This window comes from Pseudomonas sp. TH07, from assembly GCF_016651285.1.
Taxonomy (GTDB): Bacteria; Pseudomonadota; Gammaproteobacteria; order Pseudomonadales; family Pseudomonadaceae; genus Aquipseudomonas.
In genome coordinates, this window is the sequence record NZ_JAEKED010000001.1 from 6668785 (window position 1) to 6691915 (window position 23131).

The window sequence follows — 23131 nt, forward strand, 5'->3', positions numbered from 1 at the left end:
CCTTGAAAAATCTTGGTAATGGAAACCGCCCCGGCAACGCCGGGACGGTCATCGGTTTTCAGCTTTCGACGAATTGCGGATCCAGCAACAAGGCCTGCACCTCGTCAATCAACCCGGTATTTCTCAACATCTCGAAATGGCCAGCGACCACCTCATGCGGCTCGGACAGCGCATTCAGGCCGCGCTCGAACCGCTCGCGTTCTGGGCGTACCGCGCCGGCGCTCCACCAGAAACAGGCCTCGGCCTGGACCCCAGGTAGAAACTCGAGGTCATGCGCCAGAGCCTTGAGCTTCATGGCAACGCCGAAGGTGTGGGCCAGATCGTCGATCGAGAAACGCAGACTCTCACGCCAGTCTTGATGCGCCAGGAGCACTTGCTCGATCAGCCCCTCGATCGACTGGCTTGTGGCGCCTGCCGCAAGCTCGAGCGGCGGGAACTGATCCGGCGCGCGGTTGAGCACGATACTGAGGAACTGCAGCAATTCATGACTCCAGTCCAGAGACCCGACAACGGGTGTCGCTGACGGGATGAAGCTGTCCACCAAGCCCAGGAACTGCACGTCCTGGCCCTGCTTCTCCAGTTCATGAGTGACCAGCACCGCCAATGGTCCGCCGAGGGACCAGCCAAGCAGATGGTAAGGACCATTGGCCTGTTTTTGCCGGATGTACTGGGCATAGTCGATTGCCATGGCCGACAGGGACTCGTCCGTCCAATCGCGGTCCAGTTGCATCCGGCACTGCAGGCCGTAGACGCTGCGCTGCTGGTCGAGCTGACGAGCCAGTGGCTCATAGTCGAAGACCGTGCCGAAACCTGCATGCAAGCAGAAAAGTGGTGCCCGTCCATTGACCTTGCTGTTGAGCAACAGCAATGGATCGAGATTTACTTCGACAGTCTGGAAATTCGAGAGCTCGGCGATGGTTGGCTTGCTCATCATATCGCGCAGCTTGATTTCAATATCCAAGTCGGTCCGGGCACGCACCTTGCTCAGCACCTTCAAGGTGCGCAACGAGTCGCCCCCGAGTTCGAAGAAGTTGTCGGTTATCCCAACCTGCTCCACTTCAAGCACTTCCTGCCAGATAGCCGCAAGCGCTCGCTCCAGGGCATTGCGCGGAGCAATGTACTCCTGCCCCCGGAAGTCGGGGGTCGGCAGTGCCTTACGGTCCACCTTGCCATTGGGTGTCAAGGGGAAAGCCGTCATGCCGACAATGTGCGAAGGCACCATGTAATCCGGCAACTGTGCCTGCAGACTGCCGCGCAGGCGCTCGCTCACTCCTGCCGTATCATGGCAAACCACGTAGCCGATCAATTGGCGGGCACCCGAAACCTCCCTTGCAACGACCACGGCATCACGTACCCCAGGCTCCTTGCGCAACCGCGACTCGATCTCGCCCAATTCAATCCGGAAGCCGCGAACTTTCACCTGATGGTCGAAACGACCCAAGTAGTCGATAACGCCATCGCTGCGCAAACGCACCAGGTCGCCCGTGCGGTAGAGGCGCCCGCCATGGTTGCAAAACGGGTCGGCGACAAAACGTTCGGCGCTCAACCCCGGCTGCCCCTGATAACCTCGTGCCAACCCTTCACCACCGATGTAGAGCTCACCAGCAACCCCTTGCGGCAGCGGATTGAGTTGAGCATCCAGCACGTACAGACTGCGGCGGCCGACACGTTGCCCAATCGGCGCGATTGCGGCGCCGCAGCTATCGCTGGCCGCTGCTTTCCAGAGCATGGGAGTGACTACGGTTTCCGTCGGCCCATAGCCATTGGTGATCCAGCGCGGTTTGAGATTACGCTTGACCAGCTCGAAACTTGCCTCAGCCACAGCATCCCCCCCGAAGCAATAGACCTGGACCGCTGGAGGATTGGCGCGACCTTCGGCGTATTCAGCCAGCTGCTGCAGGTAAGCCGGTGGAAAACAGGCAATGCTGATGCCGTGGGCGTGCAAGGCGTCCCAGGTTTCTTCCGGTGTCCAGAGGCGGTTGTCACGCACCACCAGGCATCCACCGCTGAGTGCGGTGGATAACCAGCGCTCCTGCGCACCGTCGAAGGCAAAGGACATGAACAGCAACTCACGGGTCGAGGCATCCATCGCATATCGCGCTGTGATGGCCTCGCAGTGCATGCGCAATGGACCGCGTGAGACTGCCACCCCTTTGGGCATCCCGGTCGACCCGGAGGTGTAGATCATGTAAGCCAGGTTGTCCGGATCGACGGCCACGTGTGGGCAATGGTCGGTGTAGGCATCCAGTGCAACTCGATCCAGCTCGACCACGATCACGTCGTGCAATTGCGGCAAGCGGGCCTTTACCGTGCCCTGGGTGATGAGCAGCGACATCTGCGAGTCGCGGGCAATCCAGCTCAAGCGCTCGGGCGGATAATCGATGTCCAGCGGCACATAGGCACCACCGGCCTTGAGCACTGCATAGAACGCAACAATGACGTCGACGGAGCGCTCCAGGGCTATCCCCACCAACACTTCCGGTCCTACGCCTTGCGCGATCAGGTACTGTGCCAAGTGGTTGGCTCGTTGCTCCAGTTGCAGGTAGGTCAGCTGTTCGCCTGCGCACACCACCGCCACCGAGTCAGGACGCTCACGGCCATGGCGCTGCAAGCATTCGACCAGCGATTGCCCATCATCGAGCGACTTCGGCATCTGGTTGCGCACTTGCAGATCTGTCTGTTCCTGCGGGCCAAGGATGTTCAAGTTACCGAGGCTCACATAAGGATCGTGCAGAATCGCCTGCAGCAGGCTTTCAAAACTGTCACGAATCCTCGCCGTACCCTGCTCGGTAAACTTGTTACGCAGATAGAGGAACTCGATGTTCAGCTTCTCGCCGAGGTTGACCGCCAGATCCATCGCATAGTTGGTGACATCACGCCCCTTGGCAGCACCAAAACGCAGATCACCTTGCTCGATATCCTGCAGGCGCTCGTCCACCGGGTAGTTCTCGAACACGATAATGCTGTCAAACAGCGACTGGCCATTGAGGCCCGACCAGCGTTGCACATCGGCCAGGGATGCGTGCTCATGGTCTCGTACTTCCAGGTTGTAGGCCTGCAACTGCAGGAGCCAGTCGGCAACGCATTGATTGGCAACCGGCGACTGCACGATCGGCAGGGTATTAATGAACAGACCCAGCATATGCTCCGACGCTGGCAAGGATGCCGGGCGACCCGCCACAGTCGCACCAAAGCAAACCTGTTCGCGACCGCAGTAGCGCTGCAACAGAATCAGCCACACCGCCTGTACCAAGGTGTTGGGAGTTACCCGCAAACGCTGGGCCTGCTCGCGCAACAGCCGGGTCTGTTCGGGGCTCCAGTCCAGATAGAGCGCCGCGTGCCCTGCCAGTTCGGGATCCGGCTTGGGATAGAGGCAGTCAGCCAACTCGGTGCTGCTCTGCAGGCCGTGCAGCTTTTGCCGCCAGAAATGTTCAAGTTGCTCCTGCGGTTGAGCCTGTAGCCAGGCGATGTAATCCCGATATCTTCCGTGCTTGGGTGGCAGCGGTTGGCCACCGTACACCACGAACACTTCAGCCAGCAGCTGCGAGTTGCTCCAACCATCCATCAACAAGTGATGACGGGTCCAGATCAGATGCTGACGCTGCTCATCGAGTTTGACCAAGGTCAGACGCATGAGCGGTGGCGCCTGCAAATCGAAATTGCAGGCGCACTCATGCGCCAGATCCACCAGGGCAGCTTCGTCTACGTGGCGCTCATGCCAGTCGATAATAGTGACGGGCAAGCGCGCCGACTTGTGGACAACCTGCAACGGATCAGAGCCATCAGCGCTGCTATGGAAACTGCTGCGCAGGACTTCATGTCGGCTGACGACTTGATCCCATGCCGACACCAGGCGCTCAATGTCCAGGCCTTCGACCGGAACGCTGGTCTGATTGATGTACAACCGTGCATCCGGCTCGGCCAGCGAGTGGAAATACATGCCCAGTTGCATCGGCGACAGTGGGGTAGATGTCCTCGATCTGCCGCGCAGCCACCGGCAAGGCATCGAGCTGCGCCTGATCGAGTTGCACCAACGGGAAGTCCGAGGGCGTCACACCTGCACGTATCAGGCCGCGAGGCAATGCTCGATCAACCTGCGCAGCTGCATCGGTAGTAAGCCGTCAGCCACGGCGTTCAATCGACCTGCGGTATCATAACACCTGGTGACTGAACGTCCAGTTCAGGCTCAAGCTGGCCGTCGTACACTCTGTCCGTTGATCAGTCAGACCAGTTGCTCAGTGGAGCATCGGCAGCCTTGGTCAGTGCCCGCACTTGGCGCCTGGACGGCGTGCAAACAGGGCCCCTTCGTCGGCGTCAAAACTGCCGTCGAACTGCCCAAGGTAGTTGAAGGTGATACTCGGGCTCGGCAGCTCGGCAAGCGCCTGCCGGACCGTCGTATCGCCCAGGTAGCGCAAGGCGCCGTAGCCGATGCCCTTGTTGGGAATGGCCCGCAGTTGCTCCTTGATACCCTTGATCGAACCCGCCAGGTCGGCCTGCGGCGTCAAGCGCACCGGGAACACGCTGGTAAACCAACCCACGCTGCGGGTCAGGTCGATGCCCTCGAACAGTTCTTCGCGACCATGGCCCTCAAGGCGGATCAGCGCACTGCTGTCCCCGGTCCACTCAACCACGGCCCGGGCCAGCGCAGTCAGCAGCAGGTCATTGACCTGGGTCCGATAGGCCGCCGGCGCCTGCTGCAAGAGCCGACGGGTCAAGTCCTTGTCCAGACGCGTCTGGACGGTCTGGGCATGACGGTTGTGCTGCGAACCCTCAGGGTTCTTGCTTGGCAGACGGACTGTCGAGCCTTGCAGCTGTTGTTGCCAGTAAACGAACTCCTGCTGCAACGCATCACTACGGGCGTAGCCTTGTAACTGCTCGGCCCAACTTTTAAAGCTGCTGGTCTTGGCGGGCAGCTTCACCGCTTGCCCCTGCAACAGCTGTTGGTAGGCGGTCTGCAGGTCCTCGAACAGAATCCGCCAGGAAACTCCGTCCACCACCAGGTGATGGATCACCAACAACAGGCGTTGCTCACCCTCGGGCATACGGGCCAGCACCGCCCGCAGCAAGGGACCCTGCTGCAGGTCAAGGCTCGCTTGAGCCTCGCTGGCCAGTTGCATCAGCGCCTCGGAATCAGCAACGTCGACCGACCACAGCAAAGGATTCGCAGCCCGGAACAGAGCCTCATCGCCTAGTGACTGATGGCGTGCCTGCACGCCGCCCCCATCAGCGGTAAAACGCAACCGCAGGGCATCGTGATGAACCACCAGCACAGACAGGGCTTGCTCCAGAAAATCCACCTGCACTGGCGTGCGCAACGTCAAGGAAACCGACTGGTTCCAGTGATTCGGCTGGCTGAGGTCCTTATCGAAAAAGGCCTGCTGGATCGGCAACAACGGCGTGCTGCCCAGCACCGGCCCCTGGTCCAGTTGCACCTCGGCAACCTCCAGGCGAGCGACACCCGCCAGGCGTTGAATCGTCTGCTGTTCGAACAGATCCTTGGGCGTAAAGCGGATACCGGCCTGACGAGCACGACTGACCACCTGAATCGAGATGATCGAGTCGCCACCGAGGTCGAAGAAGTTGTCGTTCAATCCCACCTGATCCAAACGCAGCACGTCCTGCCAGATGCTTGCCAACTGCTGCTCCATGGCGCTTTGCGGGGCCACGTAGGCTTCTTGCAACTGGCTGGCATCGGGGGCCGGCAACGCCTTGCGATCAAGCTTGCCGTTGGGGTTCAGCGGCAGTCGCTCCAGCACCATCAGGTGAGCTGGAACCATGTAATCCGGCAGTTGCTCCTTGAGGCGAGCCTTGAGGCCATCGCGCAATGCCGCCTGGTCATCCTCGCCTTCCACCGGCACCAGGTAGGCCACCAATTGCGAACCGCTCGGGCCGGCACACGCCAGGACCACCGCTTCACGTATCGCCGGATCCGCCAGCAGGCAGGTTTCGATCTCGCCCAGCTCAATGCGGAATCCACGGATTTTCACCTGATGATCGACCCGGCTCACGTAGTCAATCTGGCCGTCGGCCAGGTAGCGCACCAAGTCGCCGCTGCGGTACAGCCGCTCACCCGCAACCTCAGCAAACGGATCAGGCACGAAGCGCTCGGCAGTCAGTGCCGCCTGGCCGTGATAACCCCGCGCCAGCGCTGAGCCGCCAATGCACAACTCGCCCAGGGCACCCACCGGCAGCAGCTCGATGCTGTCGCCCAGGATGTACAAGCGGGTATTGGGCAGGGCCCGGCCAATCGGCACCGAACCCTGGCCGGCCGTGGCACGCTCGGCATGAGTGGCATTGATTGCCGCTTCTGCCGGGCCATAGCGGTTGTACAAGGCCACCTTCGGCAGGCGCTCCTGCGCGCGGTCCAGCAGCTCCCGGGACAAGGCTTCGCCGCCGGAGAACAGGCGTTGGAGGCTGGTGCACCGAGCCAGGCCCGGGGTCTCGATAAAGGCCTGCAACATCGACGGCACAAAGTGCAAGGTCGTGACCTGATGCTGCTCAATCAAGGCCATCAAACGCTCGGGATCACGCTGGTCGCCTGGCTGCGCCAGCACCAACTGCGCGCCCGTGCTCAAGGGCCAGAGGAACTCCCAGACCGACACGTCAAAACTGAAGGAGGTTTTTTGCAACACCGCGTCTGCAGCGGTCAAGCCATAGGCTTGTTGCATCCACAGCAGGCGACCGAGCAGCCCGCCATGGCGGTTGCCCACGCCTTTAGGACGCCCGGTGGAACCCGAGGTGTGGATCATGTACACCAGGTTCTCCGAGCCGACTGTCGACTCGGGGCTGTGGGCGGAGTACCCCGCCAGCAAACCTGGCAGATCATCGAGTGGCAGCACCTGCACCCCACGCCCGTCCAACGGCAGCCGGGCTTGCACAGCGGACACGCTCAGCAGCAACTGAATGCCGCTGTCGTCGATCATGTAAGCCAGCCGTTCCTGTGGATAATCCGGGTCCAATGGCACATAAGCACCACCGGCCTTGAGTATCGCCAGCAGGCCCACCACCATCGCCACCGAACGTTCCAGGGCGATGCCCACCAGCACATCCGGGCCGACGCCGCGCTCGATCAGCACATGGGCCAGGCGGTTGGACAGGGCATCCAGTTCGCGATAGCTCAGGCGTTCATCAGCAAACACCAGGGCCGGCGCATCCGGCGTCAAGCGTGCCTGACGCTCGAACAGCGCCTGCACATTGCTGTCGGGCGAGTAGTCGATGGCCGCCACGTTGTTCCATTCCTGCACCTGCTGCTGACGCTCACCTTCGTCCAGCAACTCAAGTTCGCCTAGCACGGCCTCTGGCGAGCTTTCGAGTATTTGCAGCAGCAAGTGAAACAGGTGCTGGCTCAAGCGCTGAATCGTCGCTTCATCGAAATGCGCCAGCCCATAACTGAAGTGCAGGGAAAGGGTTTCTCCCAAATTGACTGCAAGGGTCAAGGGATAGTTAGTCCGCACTTCGCTGACGATATGCTCGAACTTCAAGCCTTCGGGTGCGCCCTGTTGCAGGGCTTCGGAAATCGGATAGTTCTCGAACACCAGGATATTGTCGAACAGCGCATCGCCGCCCTGTCCCGCCCACCGTTGAACAGCATTCAAGGCGGTGTGCTCGTACTCGAGTGCCGCCAGGTTGTTGTGCTGCACCTCTTGCAACCAGGCGCCCACATTCATTTCAGCGCGCGGCGTGCCGATGACCGGCAGGGTGTTAATAAACAACCCCAACATCTGTTCTGCACCCGCAAGGGCCGCCGGGCGCCCGGCTACAGTAGCCCCGAACACCACGCTGGACTGGCCGGTGTAACGCTGCAATAGCAACTGCCATGCACTCTGTACCACGGTGTTGAGGGTCACCTTGTGTTGCCGGGCAAACTGATTCAGACGCTGGGTCTGAGGAGCAGACAAACTGGCGTAATAATCATCGTGTCCACGGCCTGAAGGGACTTGATGAGCGCAAGCAAACGCTTGGGCCAATAGCGTTGGGGCCTGGAAGTCACGCAACTGGGCTTTCCAGAACCCTTCACTGACGGCTTCATCCTGTTGCTGTAGCCAGCCGATGTAATCGCTGTAACGCGCCACAGAGGACCTTGGAGCTTTATGGGCATATTGCTGCAACACCTCGCCCATCAGCTGCGAGCTGCTCCAGCCGTCCATCAGGATATGGTGGCTGGTGTAAATCAGGTGATAGCGTTCAGTCCCGGTTCTGGCCAGCACCAGCCTCAAGAGTGGGGCTCGAGACAAATCAAAAGCCTGGGCCGTTTCGGCCCGGGCCAAATCTTCCAGCGCCTGCTGCTGATCTGCGTGATCGCGCACATCCTCAAGGGACATCGGCATCTGCAAATATTTGTGGACCGCCTGCAAAGGCTGATCGCCACCGCTCCAGAGGAACGAGGTACGCAGAATGTCGTGTCGGTTCAGCACCTGCTGCCAGGCGTCGCGGAACCTTTCAGGGTCAAGCCCGCTGACATCCATACGCATCTGATTGATGTAGCCCCCCGCTTCCCCTTCCTCATAAAGGCTGTGAAACAGCATTCCCTGCTGCATGGGCGACAAGGGGTAAAGGTCTTGCAGGTTGTTCGAGGCCGGTACCAGGGCATCAAGCTGCGCCTGACTGAGCTCCGCCAGCGGGAAGTCAGCTGGCGTAACCCCATGATTCAATGGCTCAACGCAATGCTTGATGACCTCTTGCAACTCGGCGGCATACTGATCGGCCAAGTCCTGGATGCTGGCTTCATCGAACATCTCCCGGCTGAAGGTCCAACCCAGGCGCAACTCGCCGCCATACACCTGGCCATTGAGACTCAGCCAGTTACCCAGGGGAGCATCCAGGCTCTGCTCGGCACCCGCGTGCTCACTGGCCGGCACGAACAGGGCGCCGTTGTCTGCATCGAAGCTGCCGTCGAACTGGCCCAAGTAGTTGAACGTGATGCGAGGCTCAGCCAGGCCGCTCAATGCGGCTCGAGTGCGCTCACTACCCAGGTAGCGCAAGGCGCCGAAGCCAATACCCTTGTTGGGCATGGCACGCAGTTGCTCCTTGATCGACTTGATGGACTCGGCGAGTCCCGGTTCAGGGGTCAGGCTCAAGGGGAAGACGCTGGTGAACCAGCCCACTGTACGGGTCAGGTCGAGGTGTTCGAACAACTCTTCACGACCGTGACCTTCGAGCTGAATCAGGGTCGAGGCAGCCCCCGTCCAACGCCCGACCACTCGGGCCAAGGCAGTCAGAAGCAGATCGTTGACCTGCGTGCGATAAGCCGCGGGAGCCTGTTGCAGCAACTGCTGGGTCAGGCGGGCATCCAGCCGCGTATGCACGGTGACGCCGTGCCGGTTCTGCAAACTGGCACCGGCGCGGGCAGCGGGTAGATCAGCACTGCGGGAACTCAGCTGACGCTGCCAGAACTGCAGTTCCTGCTCCAATTCGGCGCTGCCGGCATGGCGTTGCAACTGCTCGGCCCATTGTTTGAAAGCACTGGTCTTGGCTGGCAGGCTCAATATCTGAGCGTTGCGCAACTGGCCATAAGCCTGCTGCAAATCATCGAACAGAATCCGCCATGACACACCGTCCACCACCAAGTGATGAACCACCAGCAGCAACCGCTGCTCACCCTCCGCCAACGTCGCCAGTACCCCACGCAGCAAAGGCCCATTACTCAAGTCCAGACTGCGCTGGGCGTCCTCGCACACGGCCTGCAGCTGCGTTGCGTCACTGACACTGGCCTGCCACAGCAAAGGCTCAGCCTGCCAGGCGGCTTGCTGTTCGGCCGGAGTACGATGCACAGCGGTGCCGGCCTGGGCATTGAAACTCAGGCGCAATGCGTCGTGATGCATGACTAGGGCCTGCAAGGCCGACTCCAGAACAGTCGGATCCAGGCGCTGGGTGGACTTGAGCAACACTGACTGATTCCAGTGGTGCGCACTGGCAATTTTTTGCTCGAAGAACCATTGCTGCACCGCCAGCAATGGCATCTGGCCGCTGACCGGGCCCTGGTCGACGGTCACGACCTCGCCACGGCGAGCAACACTCGCCAGGGCCTGCACTGTCTGGTGCAAGAACACATCCTTGGGGCTCAGGCCAATGCCAGCCTGCCGCGCACGGCTGACCACCTGGATGGAGATGATCGAGTCCCCGCCCAACTCAAAGAAGTTGTCGGTCACCCCGACCTGCTGCAACTTGAGAACGTCCTGCCAGATGCTCGCCAGGGCCTGTTCCAACTCATTGCGCGGTGCCACATAGTGCTGCTGCAACAGGCTTGCATCCGGTTCCGGCAGCGCTTTGCGGTCCAGCTTGCCGTTGGGAGTCAGGGGCATGCCCGACAAAAACATCAGATGGGCCGGCACCATGTAATCCGGCAATTGGGCCTTGAGGCTGCTCTTGATCTCTTCACGCCGCAACGCCTGGGCCTGGGAGTCAGTCAACAGGTCACCCACGCCCTCGATCACCACGTAGCCCACCAGTTGCTGGCCACTAGGACCAGCCTGAGCAACCACTACGGCCTCACGAATGCCCGGTAGTGCCAGGAGACGCGCTTCGACCTCTCCGAGTTCGATGCGGAAGCCACGGATCTTGACTTGCCGATCGATCCGTCCCAGATAGTCGATGGTGCCATCGACGCGCTGTGCAACCAGATCGCCACTGCGATACAGACGTTCTCCACTACCAAACGGATCCGGGACGAACCGTTCTGCAGTCATTACCGCCCTGTTCAGGTAACCCCGCGCCAGGCCCTGGCCACCCAGATACAGCTCGCCGGCAATGCCCAGGGGCAGCAAATTGAGGTCGGCATCCAGGACATAGGCCCGGCGCTCGCCAATACGGCTGCCGATCGGTGCGTAGGCAGCTCCACATTGATCGGTGGCCGCTGCCTTCCAGATCAACGGAGTGACTACCGTCTCGGTAGGGCCATAACCGTTGATGATGTACTGGGGTTTCAGCGCGCGCTTGGCCAGCTCGAAACTGGCGTCAGGGACGGCGTCGCCGCCAAAGCAATAGATCCGCACCGGCGGAGGATTGCCGTCACGTTCGGCATGCTCGGCCAGTTGCTGCAGGTAAACCGGCGGAAATGCCGCCACTGTCACACCGTGCTGGTGCATGGCAGCGTAAGTCTGCTCCGGAGTCCACAACTGAGGGTCGCGAATCAGCAGGCGGGCGCCATGAGTCAGCGCGGTCAGCCAGCGCTCGTGGGCGCCATCGAAGGCAAATGACATGAAATGCAGCTCACAGTCCGCCGCACTCATTTCGTAGCGTTCACCAATGGCCCGGCAATGCATTGCCATTGGCCCGTGGGCGACTGCCACACCTTTAGGCAAGCCGGTAGAACCGGAGGTGTAGATCACATACGCCAGGTTGTCCGAGTGCAGCGTTACCTGGGGGGCCGTATCTGCGTGTGCGGCCAGGCTCAGGCCGTCCAGCTCCAACACCGCCAGGTCCGACGGAATCGGCAAGCGCTGTGCTACCTGGGAATCGGTCAGCAATAACGCCATGCCGCTGTCCTGCATCAGATAGGCCAGCCGCTCCTGCGGGTACTCGGGATCCAAGGGTGTATAGGCTCCCCCTGCCTTGAGCACCGCCAGCAGGCTGACCACCATCTCCAAACCGCGCTCCAGAGCGATCCCCACCAGCACATCCGGGCCTACCCCGGCGGCGATCAAGCGATGAGCCAGACGATTGGCGCGCCGGTCCAGCTCGCCGTAGCTCATGCGCTGCTCGGCAAAAATCAGCGCCGGGGCCTCGGGCGCCTGTGCCGCTAGCTCAGCAATCCGCTGGTGCACCAGCAGGCCGTCGACATGGCTCATGTCCACCGCATTGCGTTCAATCAGCAAATGCGTCGTTTGTGTTGCTCCCAGCAACGGCAACTGCGCCACAGGGCGCCGCACATCATCGACGATCCCCTGCAGCAAGGTTTGCCAATGTCCAGCCAATCGTTCGATGGTGGAAGCCTCGAACAGATCGCTGGCATAAGTCAGCGAGGCCCAAAGGCCGTCGGCGCTCTCAACGGTATCCAGCGTCAGGTCAAAGGACGCTGTGTGGCTGTCCCAGCCCAGGCCCTGGATATTCAGGCCAGGTAATTGGGTAGCGCGCTTGCCGCGGGCCTGCTGATCCTGGCGCTGGTGGTTGTACATGACTTGGAACAGCGGGCTGTGGCTCAGGCTGCGACCTGGCTGCAGCGCCTCGACCAGTTGTTCGAACGGCAGATCCTGATGGGCCTGGGCCCCTGAGACAGCGAGCTTGACCTGCTGCAGCAGTTGGTCGAACGGCAAGCGCCCTTCGATCTCGGCCCGGAGTACCTGGGTATTGACGAAAAAGCCCAGCAGGCGATCGGTCTCCACCCGGTTGCGGTTGGCGGTCGGCACCCCGACGCGAATGTCGGTCTGGCCGCTGTAGCGGTGCAACAGGGTTTGGAACGAAGCCAGCAACAGCATGAACAGGGTGACATTCTCGCGCTGCGCCAACGCCTGCAGGCCCGCACTGAGCTCAGGGCTCAGCGGCAGATCGAAGCGTGCACCACGATGACTTTGCACCGCACCCCGGGGATGGTCGCACGGCAGCTCCAATACCGGCTGCTGATCGCCCAGTTGCTCCAGCCAATACTTCAATTGTTGCTGGGTGCCTCCCGCCTCCATCCAATGCCGCTGCCAGATCGCATAGTCGGCGTACTGGATTGGCAGCTCAGGCAGCGTGACCAGCGAGCCCTCGACAAAGCCGACATACAACTGCACCAGCTCATCGACCATGACCTGCATCGACCAGCCGTCGGAGACGATATGGTGCTGAATCAGCACCAGTACATGGTCATCTTCGGCCACCCGCAACAGGTTGATGCGCAGTAGCGGCCCCTGTTGCAGGTCGAAAGTCTGTGCAGCCTGTTGCTCGACCAATGCCTGGATCTGCGCGTCGCGCTGCGCCCCATCGGCCACCTCGGGCAAGGGCTGTGGCTTGAGGCTGATGGTCAATTGGGGGTGAACGATTTGCGATGCCTGTTCACCGTCATGCAGGAACGTGGTCCGCAACGTATCGTGACGGGCAATCAGCGCATTGAACGCCAACTCCAGAGCTGTCACATCCAGGCTGCCACGCAAACGCAGAGCGGTGGGGATGTGGTAGGCGCTGCTATCCGGCTCCAACTGCCAGAGGAACCATTGCCGCTCCTGGGCGTAGCTCAGCGGCAGACGGCCAAACTCTCCACGGACCTCGGGAATCGGCAGGTTGGCCGGCGACACCTGCTGCTCGGCCATTTTTTCCAGGTACTGACGACGCTTGTCCAGGGGCAGGGAGATAAAACGCTTAGCGATGCGCAATGCAGCCGAGTGATCCATTACACCTCCTCCATTTCATCAAGCAGGCTTTCGAGCTGGCTCAATGTCGAATGGTCCATCGGGTTACCGGTCTGTTCCAGCTGGCGCGCGAACTCGCCGAGGGTTGGGTATTGGAAAATCAATTGCGGGGTCGCCTTCATACCAAGCTCAAGTTGAATGCGTGAGACAGTGCTCACGACCAGTAAGGAGTGGCCGCCCAGTTCGAAGAAATGGTCATTCAGACCCACCCTCTCCAGCTTGAGCACGTCCTGCCAGATAGCGGCGAGTTGCTGCTCGATCGCATTCCAGGGGGCCAGATAAATGCGTTGCGACTGGCTGAAGTCGGCTACCGGCAACGCCTTGCGATCCAGCTTGCCGTTGGGGCTCAACGGCATTTGCTCCAGCAACAGCCAATAACCGGGGACCATGTAGTCGGGCAGGGACGCCTTGAGGTGCGCCTTGCACGCGTCCAGCAAGCGCGCCTGAACCTGAGGATCGCTATCGTGGCTATGGGGCAGCACATACCCCACCAACTGCTGGCCGGTGGCACCGGCCTGAGCCAATACCACGGTCTCCCGGACCTCAGGCAGTTCCAGCAAACGCGCCTCGATCTCGCCCAGCTCGATGCGCTGGCCACGGATCTTCACCTGATGGTCAAGCCGCCCGAGGTAGTCGATGGCTCCGTCCTCGCGATAACGCGCCAGGTCACCGGTACGGTACAAACGCTCTCCATCACCGAAGGGGCTGACCACAAACCGCTCGGCGGTCAACGCCGGACGCCGGTGATAACCACGGGCCAGGCCCACGCCTCCCAGGTACAGCTCACCGGCCACACCCGGGACCACCGGCTGCAACTCGGCATCCAGTACATAGGTGTGCAGATTGGCGATCGGTCGGCCGATAGGCACGCTGTCGCCTCCTTCATCGATGCATGTCCAATGAGTCACATCGATCGCCGCCTCGGTCGGGCCATAGAGGTTGTACAGACCCGCACCCGGCAGCCTGGCGAACACCTGGACCTGGGCATCCAGCGGCAAGGCTTCACCGCTGCAAATGATTCGCCGCAGGCTGCTGCACTCCGCCACGTTCGGCGCCTGCAAAAACACCTGCAACATCGAGGGCACAAAGTGCAGGGTGGTGATCTGATGCGCTTCGATCAGGTCGATCAGTTGCGCCGGATCGCGATGCGCACCGGGCTCGGCAACCACCAACTGAGCACCGGTCATCAGCGGCCAGAAGAACTCCCAAACCGAAACGTCAAAGCTGAATGGGGTTTTTTGCAATACCCGGTCCCGGGCATCCAGGGCATAAGCCTGCTGCATCCAGTGCAGGCGATTGACCAGCGCACCGTGACGGTTACCAGCACCCTTGGGCTTGCCGGTGGAACCGGAGGTGTAGATCACATACGCCAGGTTTTCCGCAGCCAATTGCACCTGGGGATTGGCCAGTTCGGGACCACTCACATCGCTGTGCGACGAATCCAACAGCACCGTGGCCAGGTGCTCGGGCACCGGCAGTTGACCGAGCAGTTCCCGCTGCATCAGCAGCAGGGCAATGCCGCTGTCTTCAAACATGTAGGCCAGGCGCTCTTGCGGGTATTCCGGATCCAGCGGCACGTAAGCACCGCCAGCCTTGAGCACGGCCAGCAAGCCGATAACCATTTCCAGCGATCGCTGTGCAGCCACCCCCACCAGCACATCCGGACCCACGCCCTGAGCCATCAGCTCCAGCGCCAAGCGGTTGACGGCCTGATTGAGCTGGTAGTAGCTCATCTGCTGCCCGGCAAAGACCAGGGCCGTGGCGTCCGGAGTCAACGCCACCTGACGCTCGATCAGACGCTGTACACAGGGCTCCGTTGGGAACTGCACGGCGGTCTGGTTCCAGGCTTGCATACGCAGGCGCTGCTCGTTGTTCAGCAAAGGCAGGTCGCTGACCCATTGCTGGGCATCCTCCACCAGGCCTTGCAACAAGCACTGCCAGTAACCGGCCAGGCGCTCGATAGTCGCGGCGCTGAACAGGTCAGTGGCATAGGTCAATGTGGCACTGAGCCCGCGGGCTGTCTCAAAGGTGTCCAGGGACAAGTCGAACTGGGCGCTTTGGTTCTCGCCTGCCAGTGTTTCGACCTGCAACTGCGGCACCTTAAATTCCTGGCCCAGTTGCTGATCAAGGGCATTGCCATGGTTGTACATCACTTGGAACAACGGGTTATGGCTGAGGCTTCGGTCAGGTTGCAACGCCTCCACCAACTGCTCGAACGGCAGATCCTGATGATCCTGTGCACCCAGCGCGGCCTGTCGCACCCGCTGCAACAGCTCGCTGAAACGCTGCTGTCCGTCAAAATCCGCGCGCAGCACCTGGGTGTTGACGAAGAAGCCGATCAGACGCTCGGTTTCAATACGGTTGCGGTTGGCAATCGGTACCCCGACACGGATATCAGACTGACCACTGTAGCGATGCAACAGAGTCTGGAACGACGCCAACAGCAACATGAACAGCGTGACGTTGTGTTGCTGGGCCAGGTGTTGCAACGCATGGCTGAGGGACTCATCCAGCGTCACTTCGTAACGCGCACCACGATAGCTTTGCAGCGCTGGACGCGGATAGTCAGTGGGCATTTCCAATACCACCGGGGCGCGCCCCAGTTGCTCGACCCAATAGGTCAACTGCCGCTCGCGCTCACCGGCCTCCAGCCATTGGCGCTGCCAATGGGCGTAGTCCAGATACTGGATGGGCAAAGGCAGCAAGCCCGAAGCCTGTCCATTCATACGCTCGGCGTAGCCTTGCATCCACTCGTCAACCATCACCTGCATTGACCAACCATCAGAAACGATGTGGTGCTGGACCAGTGTCAGAACGTGATCTTCTGCATCCAGTTGCAGCAAGCCAATACGTAGCAGCGGCCCCTTTACCAGATCGAAGGTCTGGGCGGTCTGCTCGCTGATAAACATACGGATCTGTTGCGCCTCATCCAGCAGCTCCGCCGCCGGCTGCACCGTGATACCCAGGCGCAAATGTTCGTGGATCACCGGCCGGGCCTGGTCCTGCTCCTGGACAAAAGTGGTACGCAGGCTTTCATGGCGACTAATCAGCCCATTGAAGCTGGCCTCCAAGGCATTCAGGTCCAATGGTCCGCGCAAGCGCAAGGCCATGGGGATGTGGTACGCGGCGCTGTGAGGTTCCAGCTGCCAAAGGAACCATTGACGCTCCTGGGCAAAAGACAGCTGCAATGGCTGCTGCCGGGACACCGGTACGATCTGTGGGGCACGGCTGGAACCCAGGTCGCTCAGGGCCTGGGTAAAGGCTTGCAAGGTGCTGTGCTCGAACAGGGTCGCCAGGGGCACCTCAAGATCAAGCTCCTGGGCGACCCGTGACACCATCTGCGTGGCCAGCAACGAATGGCCACCGAGGTCGAAGAAGTGATCAGCCATGCCCACCTGCTCCAAATGCAGAACCTGGGCCCAGATGTCAGCCACTCGGCACTCCAGCTCACTCACCGGGGCCTGGAATTCGCGCAGGGCCAGGCTTGCATCGGGCGCCGGCAAGGCCTTGCGGTCCAGCTTGCCATTGGGACTCAGCGGCATGTGTTCCAGCAGCAACAACTGGCTTGGAATCATGTAGACCGGCAGGTGCAACTTGAGCCCGGCCTTCAGGCTTTCCAGCCAGGCCGCACTGTCCAGAGGGGCCTGCTGATGCACGACATAGGCTACCAATTGCTGGCCCTGGGCATCGTTATGAGCAATAACCACTGCCTCACTCACTTCAGGCAACTCCATCAGGCGCGCCTCGATCTCGCCCAGCTCGATGCGCTGGCCACGGATCTTCACCTGATGGTCAAGCCGCCCGAGGTAGTCGATGGCTCCGTCCTCGCGATAACGTGCCAGGTCACCGGTACGGTACAAACGCTCTCCATTACCGAAGGGGCTGACCACAAACCGCTCGGCGGTCAACGCCGGACGCCGGTGATAACCACGGGCCAGGCCCACGCCTCCCAGGTACAGCTCACCGGCCACACCCGGGACCACCGGCTGCAACTCGGCATCCAGTACATAGGTGTGCAGGTTGGCGATCGGTCGGCCGATAGGCACGCTGTCACCCCCTTCATCGATGCATGTCCAATGAGTCACATCGATCGCCGCCTCGGTCGGGCCATAGAGGTTGTACAGACCCGCACCCGGCAGCCTGGCGAACACCTGGACCTGGGCATCCAGCGGCAAGGCTTCACCGCTGCAAATGATTCGCCGCAGGCTGCTGCACTCCGCCACGTTCGGCGCCTGCAAAAACACCTGCAACATCGAGGGCACAAAGTGCAGGGTGGTGATCTGATGCGCTTCGATCAGGTCGATCAGTTGCGCCGGATCGCGATGTGCACCGGGCTCGGCAACCACCAGCTGAGCACCGGTCATCAGCGGCCAGAAGAACTCCCAAACCGAAACGTCAAAGCTGAATGGGGTTTTTTGCAATACCCGGTCCCGGGCATCCAGGGCATAAGCCTGCTGCATCCAGTGCAGGCGATTGACCAGCGCACCGTGACGATTACCAGCCCCCTTGGGTTTGCCGGTGGAACCGGAGGTGTAGATCACATACGCCAGGTTTTCTGCGGCCAATTGCACCTGGGGGTTGGCCAGTTCGGGACCACTCACATCGCTGTGCGAGGCATCCAACAGCACCGTGGCCAGGTGTTCGGGCACCGGCAGTTGACCGAGCAGTTCGCGCTGCATCAGCAACAGGGCAATGCCACTGTCTTCAAACATGTACGCCAGGCGCTCTTGCGGGTATTCCGGATCCAGCGGCACGTAGGCACCGCCAGCCTTGAGCACGGCCAGCAAGCCGATAACCATTTCCAGCGATCGCTGTGCAGCCACCCCCACCAGCACATCCGGACCCACGCCCTGAGCCATCAGCTCCAGCGCCAAGCGGTTGGCGGCCTGATTGAGCTGGTAGTAGCTCATCTGCTGCCCGGCAAAGACCAGGGCCGTGGCGTCCGGAGTCAACGCCACCTGACGCTCGATCAGACGCTGTACACAGGGCTCCGTTGGGAACTGCACGGCGGTCTGATTCCAGGCTTGCAGCCGCTGGACCTCACGTTCCTCCAGCATCTGCAACTGACCAATGGCTTGCTCGACATCGGCCACCATTGCCTGCAACAGATTCTGCCAATGAGCAGCCAGTCGCTGAATAGTCGAAGCCTCAAACAGGTCAGCGGCATACACCAGCGCCACGCCGATACCTTGAGGAGTTTCCAGGGTTTCCAGCGACAGCTCGAATTGCGCCCCGGCACCGGACAGCGCCAGTTCCTGTGCGTGCAACTGGGCCAGGCTGTTGCCGGTGGCGGTCGCGCCCAACGTGCTGAGGTGGTTGTACATCACCTGGAACAGCGGGTTCTGCTTCAAGGCACGCTGCGGATTGAGCACCTCGACCAATTTGTCGAAAGGCAAATCCTGATGGGCCTGGGCTGTCAGCGTGACGTCCTTGACCTGTTGCAGCATCTGCCGCACAGAGGCTTGGCCATCCAGTTGCAAACGCATCACCAGAGTGTTGACGAAAAAGCCCACCACGCCTTCCAGTTCCTGGCTATTGCGGTTGTTGACCGGTACGCCAATGCGCAGATCGGCATGCCCGCTATGGCGTTGCAGCAGCAGCGCGAAAGCACCAAGGAACAGCTGGAACAAGGTCACACCTTGAGCCTGTGCCAGCCGCCGCACTTGTGCCTCCAGGGTTGCCGACAGCCGCAAGTCCAGCCGCCCTCCCCGGTCACTCTGCTGGGCGGTGCGTGAGTGGTCAGTGGGTAATTGCAGGGTTTCATGTTCATGACCCAACTGGTCGACCCAATAGGCTTGCTGGCGTTGCAACTCACCCTGATCGAGCCAGGCACGCTGCCAATGGGCGTAATCGGCGTACTGCACGCAAAGGGGTGCCAGCTGTACCGGCAAGCCCGCATTGAAGGCGCTGTAGAGTTCAACGAACTCATGGACCAACAGGCTCATCGACCAGCCGTCGGATGTGATGTGGTGCAAGGTCAGCACCAGAACCCATTCTTGAGCAGCAGACTCTATGACCTTGACCCGCATCAACGGACCTTGATGCAGATCGAACAATTGACCGGTTTCAGTGCGTACCACCCGCTCCAGCTCGACCGGAGTGATTCCATGCAGCAAGGTCCAGTGCAGGTCTACCGGGGCAGGGGGAAGGATGACCTGCAGGAGTTGGCCATGCTCCTGAGTGAAGGTCGTGCGCAGGGACTCATGACGCTCCAGCAGCGCATCGAAGGTCTGCTGCAGGGCGTGGCGATTCAATTGCCCCTTAAGGCGCACGGCCAGCGGGGTGTGATAAGCGGTGCTATCAGGCTGCAAGGTCCAGAACATCCACTGTCGCTGCTGGGCATAGGAAGCCGGCAAAGGCTCGTGGCGCGGCAACGCGGGGATGCTGCCCTGACTGACGGTGTGGACACTCTCCTCCACGGCCTGGGCCAACTGGGCCAGGTCGGCACTGTCAAACAGGCTACGCAATGGCAGGTCACGCCCCAACTGGCGACGCACCCGTGAAACAATCTGCACCGCCAGCAGCGAGTGCCCGCCCAGGCTGAAGAAGTTATCGTGCAGGCCGACGACCGGAACTTTGAGCACCTCCTGCCAAATACCCGCCAGGTGCTTTTGCACCGGCGTCACGGGCGCCACATAGGCTTCGCGGCTACGTTCCAGGTTCGGCAGCGGCAACGCACGGGTGTCGAGTTTGCCATTGGCGGTCAGTGGCATTGCCGCCAGCTCGAGGTAGAAAGCCGGCAGCATGTAATCTGGCAATCCAGCCTGCAGATGGGCCTTGAGCAGACCCAGGGTCTCTGCGGTAGCGGCCTCGTTCCAGACGATATAGGCCACCAGTTGCGCGTTGCCCGGCTCACCCACCAACTGCACCGCCGCATCACGTACCTGGGGAGCTGCACGAACTGCCAGCAGTATTTCGTCCAGATCAATGCGCAAGCCCCGCAGCTTGACCTGCCGATCAACTCGGCCCAGGAAACTCAGCTCACCACCGACGCGCAAGCGCACCCGATCCCCGGTGCGGTACAGCCGTCCACCCGCGTTATCGAAAGGGTCAGGAACAAAGCGCTCGGCGGTCATGGCCGCACGTCCGAGGTAACCCCGCGCCAGGCCGGCGCCACCAATAAACAATTCGCCGTGATTACCCTGGGCCTTGATCTGCATGCCGTCATCCAGCACATAAGCCCGCAGGTTTGGCAGCGGCTTACCCAAGGCAATCGGGCTGTCGCCGGCCGTCAAGGACTGCGTCAGCACCCCCACGGTGGTTTCGGTGGGCCCGTAGTGATTGATGATTTCGCAGTTGCCCAGAGCTCGAATGCGCTCAATCAGTACAGGCGCACAGGCCTCACCTCCAAGAATCAGGCAACTGCGCGGCAAGACGTTTTGCGGCTGGTCGCCACTGAGCAGAGCCTCCAGATGCGAAGGCACGATTTTCAACACATCAATACGGTGATTGTGCAGGTAATCACCGAAGAGCCGCGGGTCCAGCGCTACGTCGGCATCAATGACATGCAGCACACGCCCGGAACACAGGGCCCCGAACAGTACGGTGTGCCCCAGGTCGGCGGCCAGGGTCGAGACTACGGCCATGCTCTGCGCCGCCCCCAAGGGCAGCGTGCGCAGGATCCCTTGCACGTAATTGGCCAGAGCGCCGTGACTGACCGCTACTCCCTTGGCCTGCCCCGTGGAGCCAGAGGTGTAGATCAGGTAAGCGAGGTTTTGCGCCGTGATGCGCGATTGCGGGCCGTGCTCGCTGCTGCCGGGCCGAGCCGGGTCCAACAACAGTGTGGTCAGGCCTTCGACATCAGGCACTTGCTCCAGCAATGCCTGCTGAGTCAGAAGCAAGTGAATACCGCTGTCTGCAAGCATGTAGGCCAGACGCTGCCGAGGGAACTCCGGGTCCAGTGGCACATAGGCACCGCCAGCTTTCCACACGGCCAGCAGGCCAATGACCATGTCCAGGGAGCGCTGCGCCATCAGCCCCACACGCACTTCCGGGCCCACGCCCAATTCCGCCAATTGCAGCGCGAGGGCATTGGCCCGACCGTCGAGTTGACGATAAGTCAGGCTCTGCCCGGCGAACACCAGGGCCATCTGTTCCGGCACCTGCCGTACGTGTGTGTCGAACAACTCCAGGGCGCTAGGCGCGTCAGCCATCAAAGTAGCACCGTGACTCCAGTTCTGGACTTGCGCACGGTACTCGTCATCGTCCAGCAGGGTCAGGCTGTCGAGGCTAAGGCTCGGATCAGCAACCATGGACTTGAGCAGGCGCGTCCAGTGACGGGCCATGCGCTCTACGGTCGCGGCTTCGAACAACTCTTGAGCGTAGGTCAACGCCGCATGTAGCTTGCCGCCGCGCTCGAAGGTGGTCAGGGTCAGGTCAAAGGGTGTGGTACGGCTTTCCCACTCGATCTGCCGTAACTGCAGATCGGCGCCGACCTTCATGACCTCAATGTCCGCCACATCCGGCAGGTGGTTGTACATCACCTGAAACAAGGGGTTATGGCTCAGGCTGCGCTCCAGCTTGAGCGCATCCACCAGCCGCTCGAACGGCAGATCCTGATGAGACTGAGCGCCCAAGGCTGTTTCCTTGATCTTTTCAAGCAAGGTCGTTACCGACTGGCGGCCATCCAGTTGGGTGCGCAGCACCTGGGTATTAACGAAGAACCCAATCAACCCCTCAACATCGCCACGGTTGCGGTTAGCAATTGGCACCCCAACCCGCAGGTCGCTTTGCCCACTGTAGCGGTACAACAGAACGTTGAATGCCCCCAGCAAAAGCATGAAGAGGGTCACGTTCTGCTGGCGTGCCAAGGCCCGCAATTGCTCGCCAAGAGTCGGGTCAATCGAGAACTCGTGGCGCATGCCGCGCTGGCTGGCTACTGCCGGCCGAGGATAATCGGTTGCCAACTCCAGCAACGGATGTTCATCGCCCAACTGCTCCATCCAATAGGCCAGCTGACGCTCCTGCTCCCCGGCTTCCATCCATTTACGCTGCCATAGGGCATAGTCGACGTACTGGATCGGCAGTGCCTGCTGAGTCAGGGGCGCACCGGTATCGTGGGCAGCGTAGAACCCCATGAATTCCTCGATCAGGACATTCATCGACCAGCCATCGGAAACAATATGGTGCAGGGTCAAAAGCAGCACGTGTTCCTGATCCTGCATCTTCAGCAGCTTGACCCGCAGCAACGGTCCCCGGGCCAGATCAAATGGCTGCAACGACTCCTGTTCGGCCTGCTCGCGCATGCGGGCTTCACGCACATCTGGATCCAGAGCGCTCAGGTCCTGGTGCACCACCCGCAGCGTTTCCAACATCGGCACCTGCTCCAGCCGATCGTCTTCATGCTGGACAAATACCGTGCGCAGACTTTCATGGCGCTCCACTAGGCAAGCGAATGCCTGCTCCAGCGCAGCGACGTTGAGTCGTCCATTAAGGCGCACTGCGCTGGGCAGGTTATAGGCCCCACTGTTTGGCTCAAGCTGCCACAGAAACCACATACGCTGCTGGCCGTAGGACAGGCCACGGCGGTCTTCGACCTCGACCCCGGCCGGGATCGGGAACATTGAGAAGTCGATGCCTTCTGCACGCAGGCCCTCAAGGAACAGGCGCCGCTTCTCCACCGGCAATTCGATGAAGCGGCGGGCAAGTTTCAGGGACTTCTCAGCATTCATCTGGGTTCTTCCGTACATGTTGGGGGTCTCGAGCTTTGGCTCGGCTATCCCTACGGAACGGATAAGGCTCGCGGAAAATTAGCGGGCCGGCCCCCAGCACAGCCTGACCGCCGCTCAATCTAAATCGAGGCGCAC

4 protein-coding genes are annotated in these 23131 nt (G+C 61.0%); 1 reads left to right on the forward strand and 3 read right to left on the reverse strand.

Annotated features, from left to right (window positions below; translation table 11 throughout):
- Positions 1–58: 58 nt before the first annotated feature.
- Positions 59–4006 (reverse strand): amino acid adenylation domain-containing protein, encoded by a 3948-nt coding sequence (locus tag JFU57_RS30395; protein ID WP_342032585.1) that lies wholly within the window; start codon positions 4004–4006, stop codon positions 59–61.
- Here JFU57_RS30395 and JFU57_RS30400 point away from each other — a divergent pair.
- Positions 3897–4157, forward strand: coding sequence for a hypothetical protein (locus tag JFU57_RS30400; protein WP_201132256.1), 261 nt, complete (start codon positions 3897–3899; stop codon positions 4155–4157). The two genes, JFU57_RS30395 and JFU57_RS30400, sit on opposite strands and share 110 nt — an antisense overlap.
- A gap of 102 nt (positions 4158–4259) precedes the next feature.
- On the opposite strand, the gene JFU57_RS30405 is transcribed toward JFU57_RS30400, so the two are convergent.
- Both JFU57_RS30405 and JFU57_RS30410 read right to left on the reverse strand, forming a co-directional pair.
- Positions 4260–13211, reverse strand: coding sequence for an amino acid adenylation domain-containing protein (locus JFU57_RS30405; RefSeq protein WP_446739679.1), 8952 nt, complete (start codon positions 13209–13211; stop codon positions 4260–4262).
- 95 nt (positions 13212–13306) lie between these two features.
- A complete protein-coding gene (locus JFU57_RS30410) occupies positions 13307–22996 on the reverse strand; it encodes a non-ribosomal peptide synthase/polyketide synthase (protein WP_201131814.1) in 9690 nt (3229 codons plus the stop codon).
- Between the last annotated feature and the right edge of the window lie 135 nt (positions 22997–23131).

Coding starts and splice junctions, on each gene's coding strand:
- JFU57_RS30400 (WP_201132256.1), top strand. CDS start 3,897: ATGTACAACCGTGCATCCGGCTCGGCCAGCGAGTGGAAATACATGCCC.
- JFU57_RS30395 (WP_342032585.1), bottom strand. CDS start 4,006: ATGCCTTGCCGGTGGCTGCGCGGCAGATCGAGGACATCTACCCCACTG.
- JFU57_RS30410 (WP_201131814.1), bottom strand. CDS start 22,996: ATGAATGCTGAGAAGTCCCTGAAACTTGCCCGCCGCTTCATCGAATTG.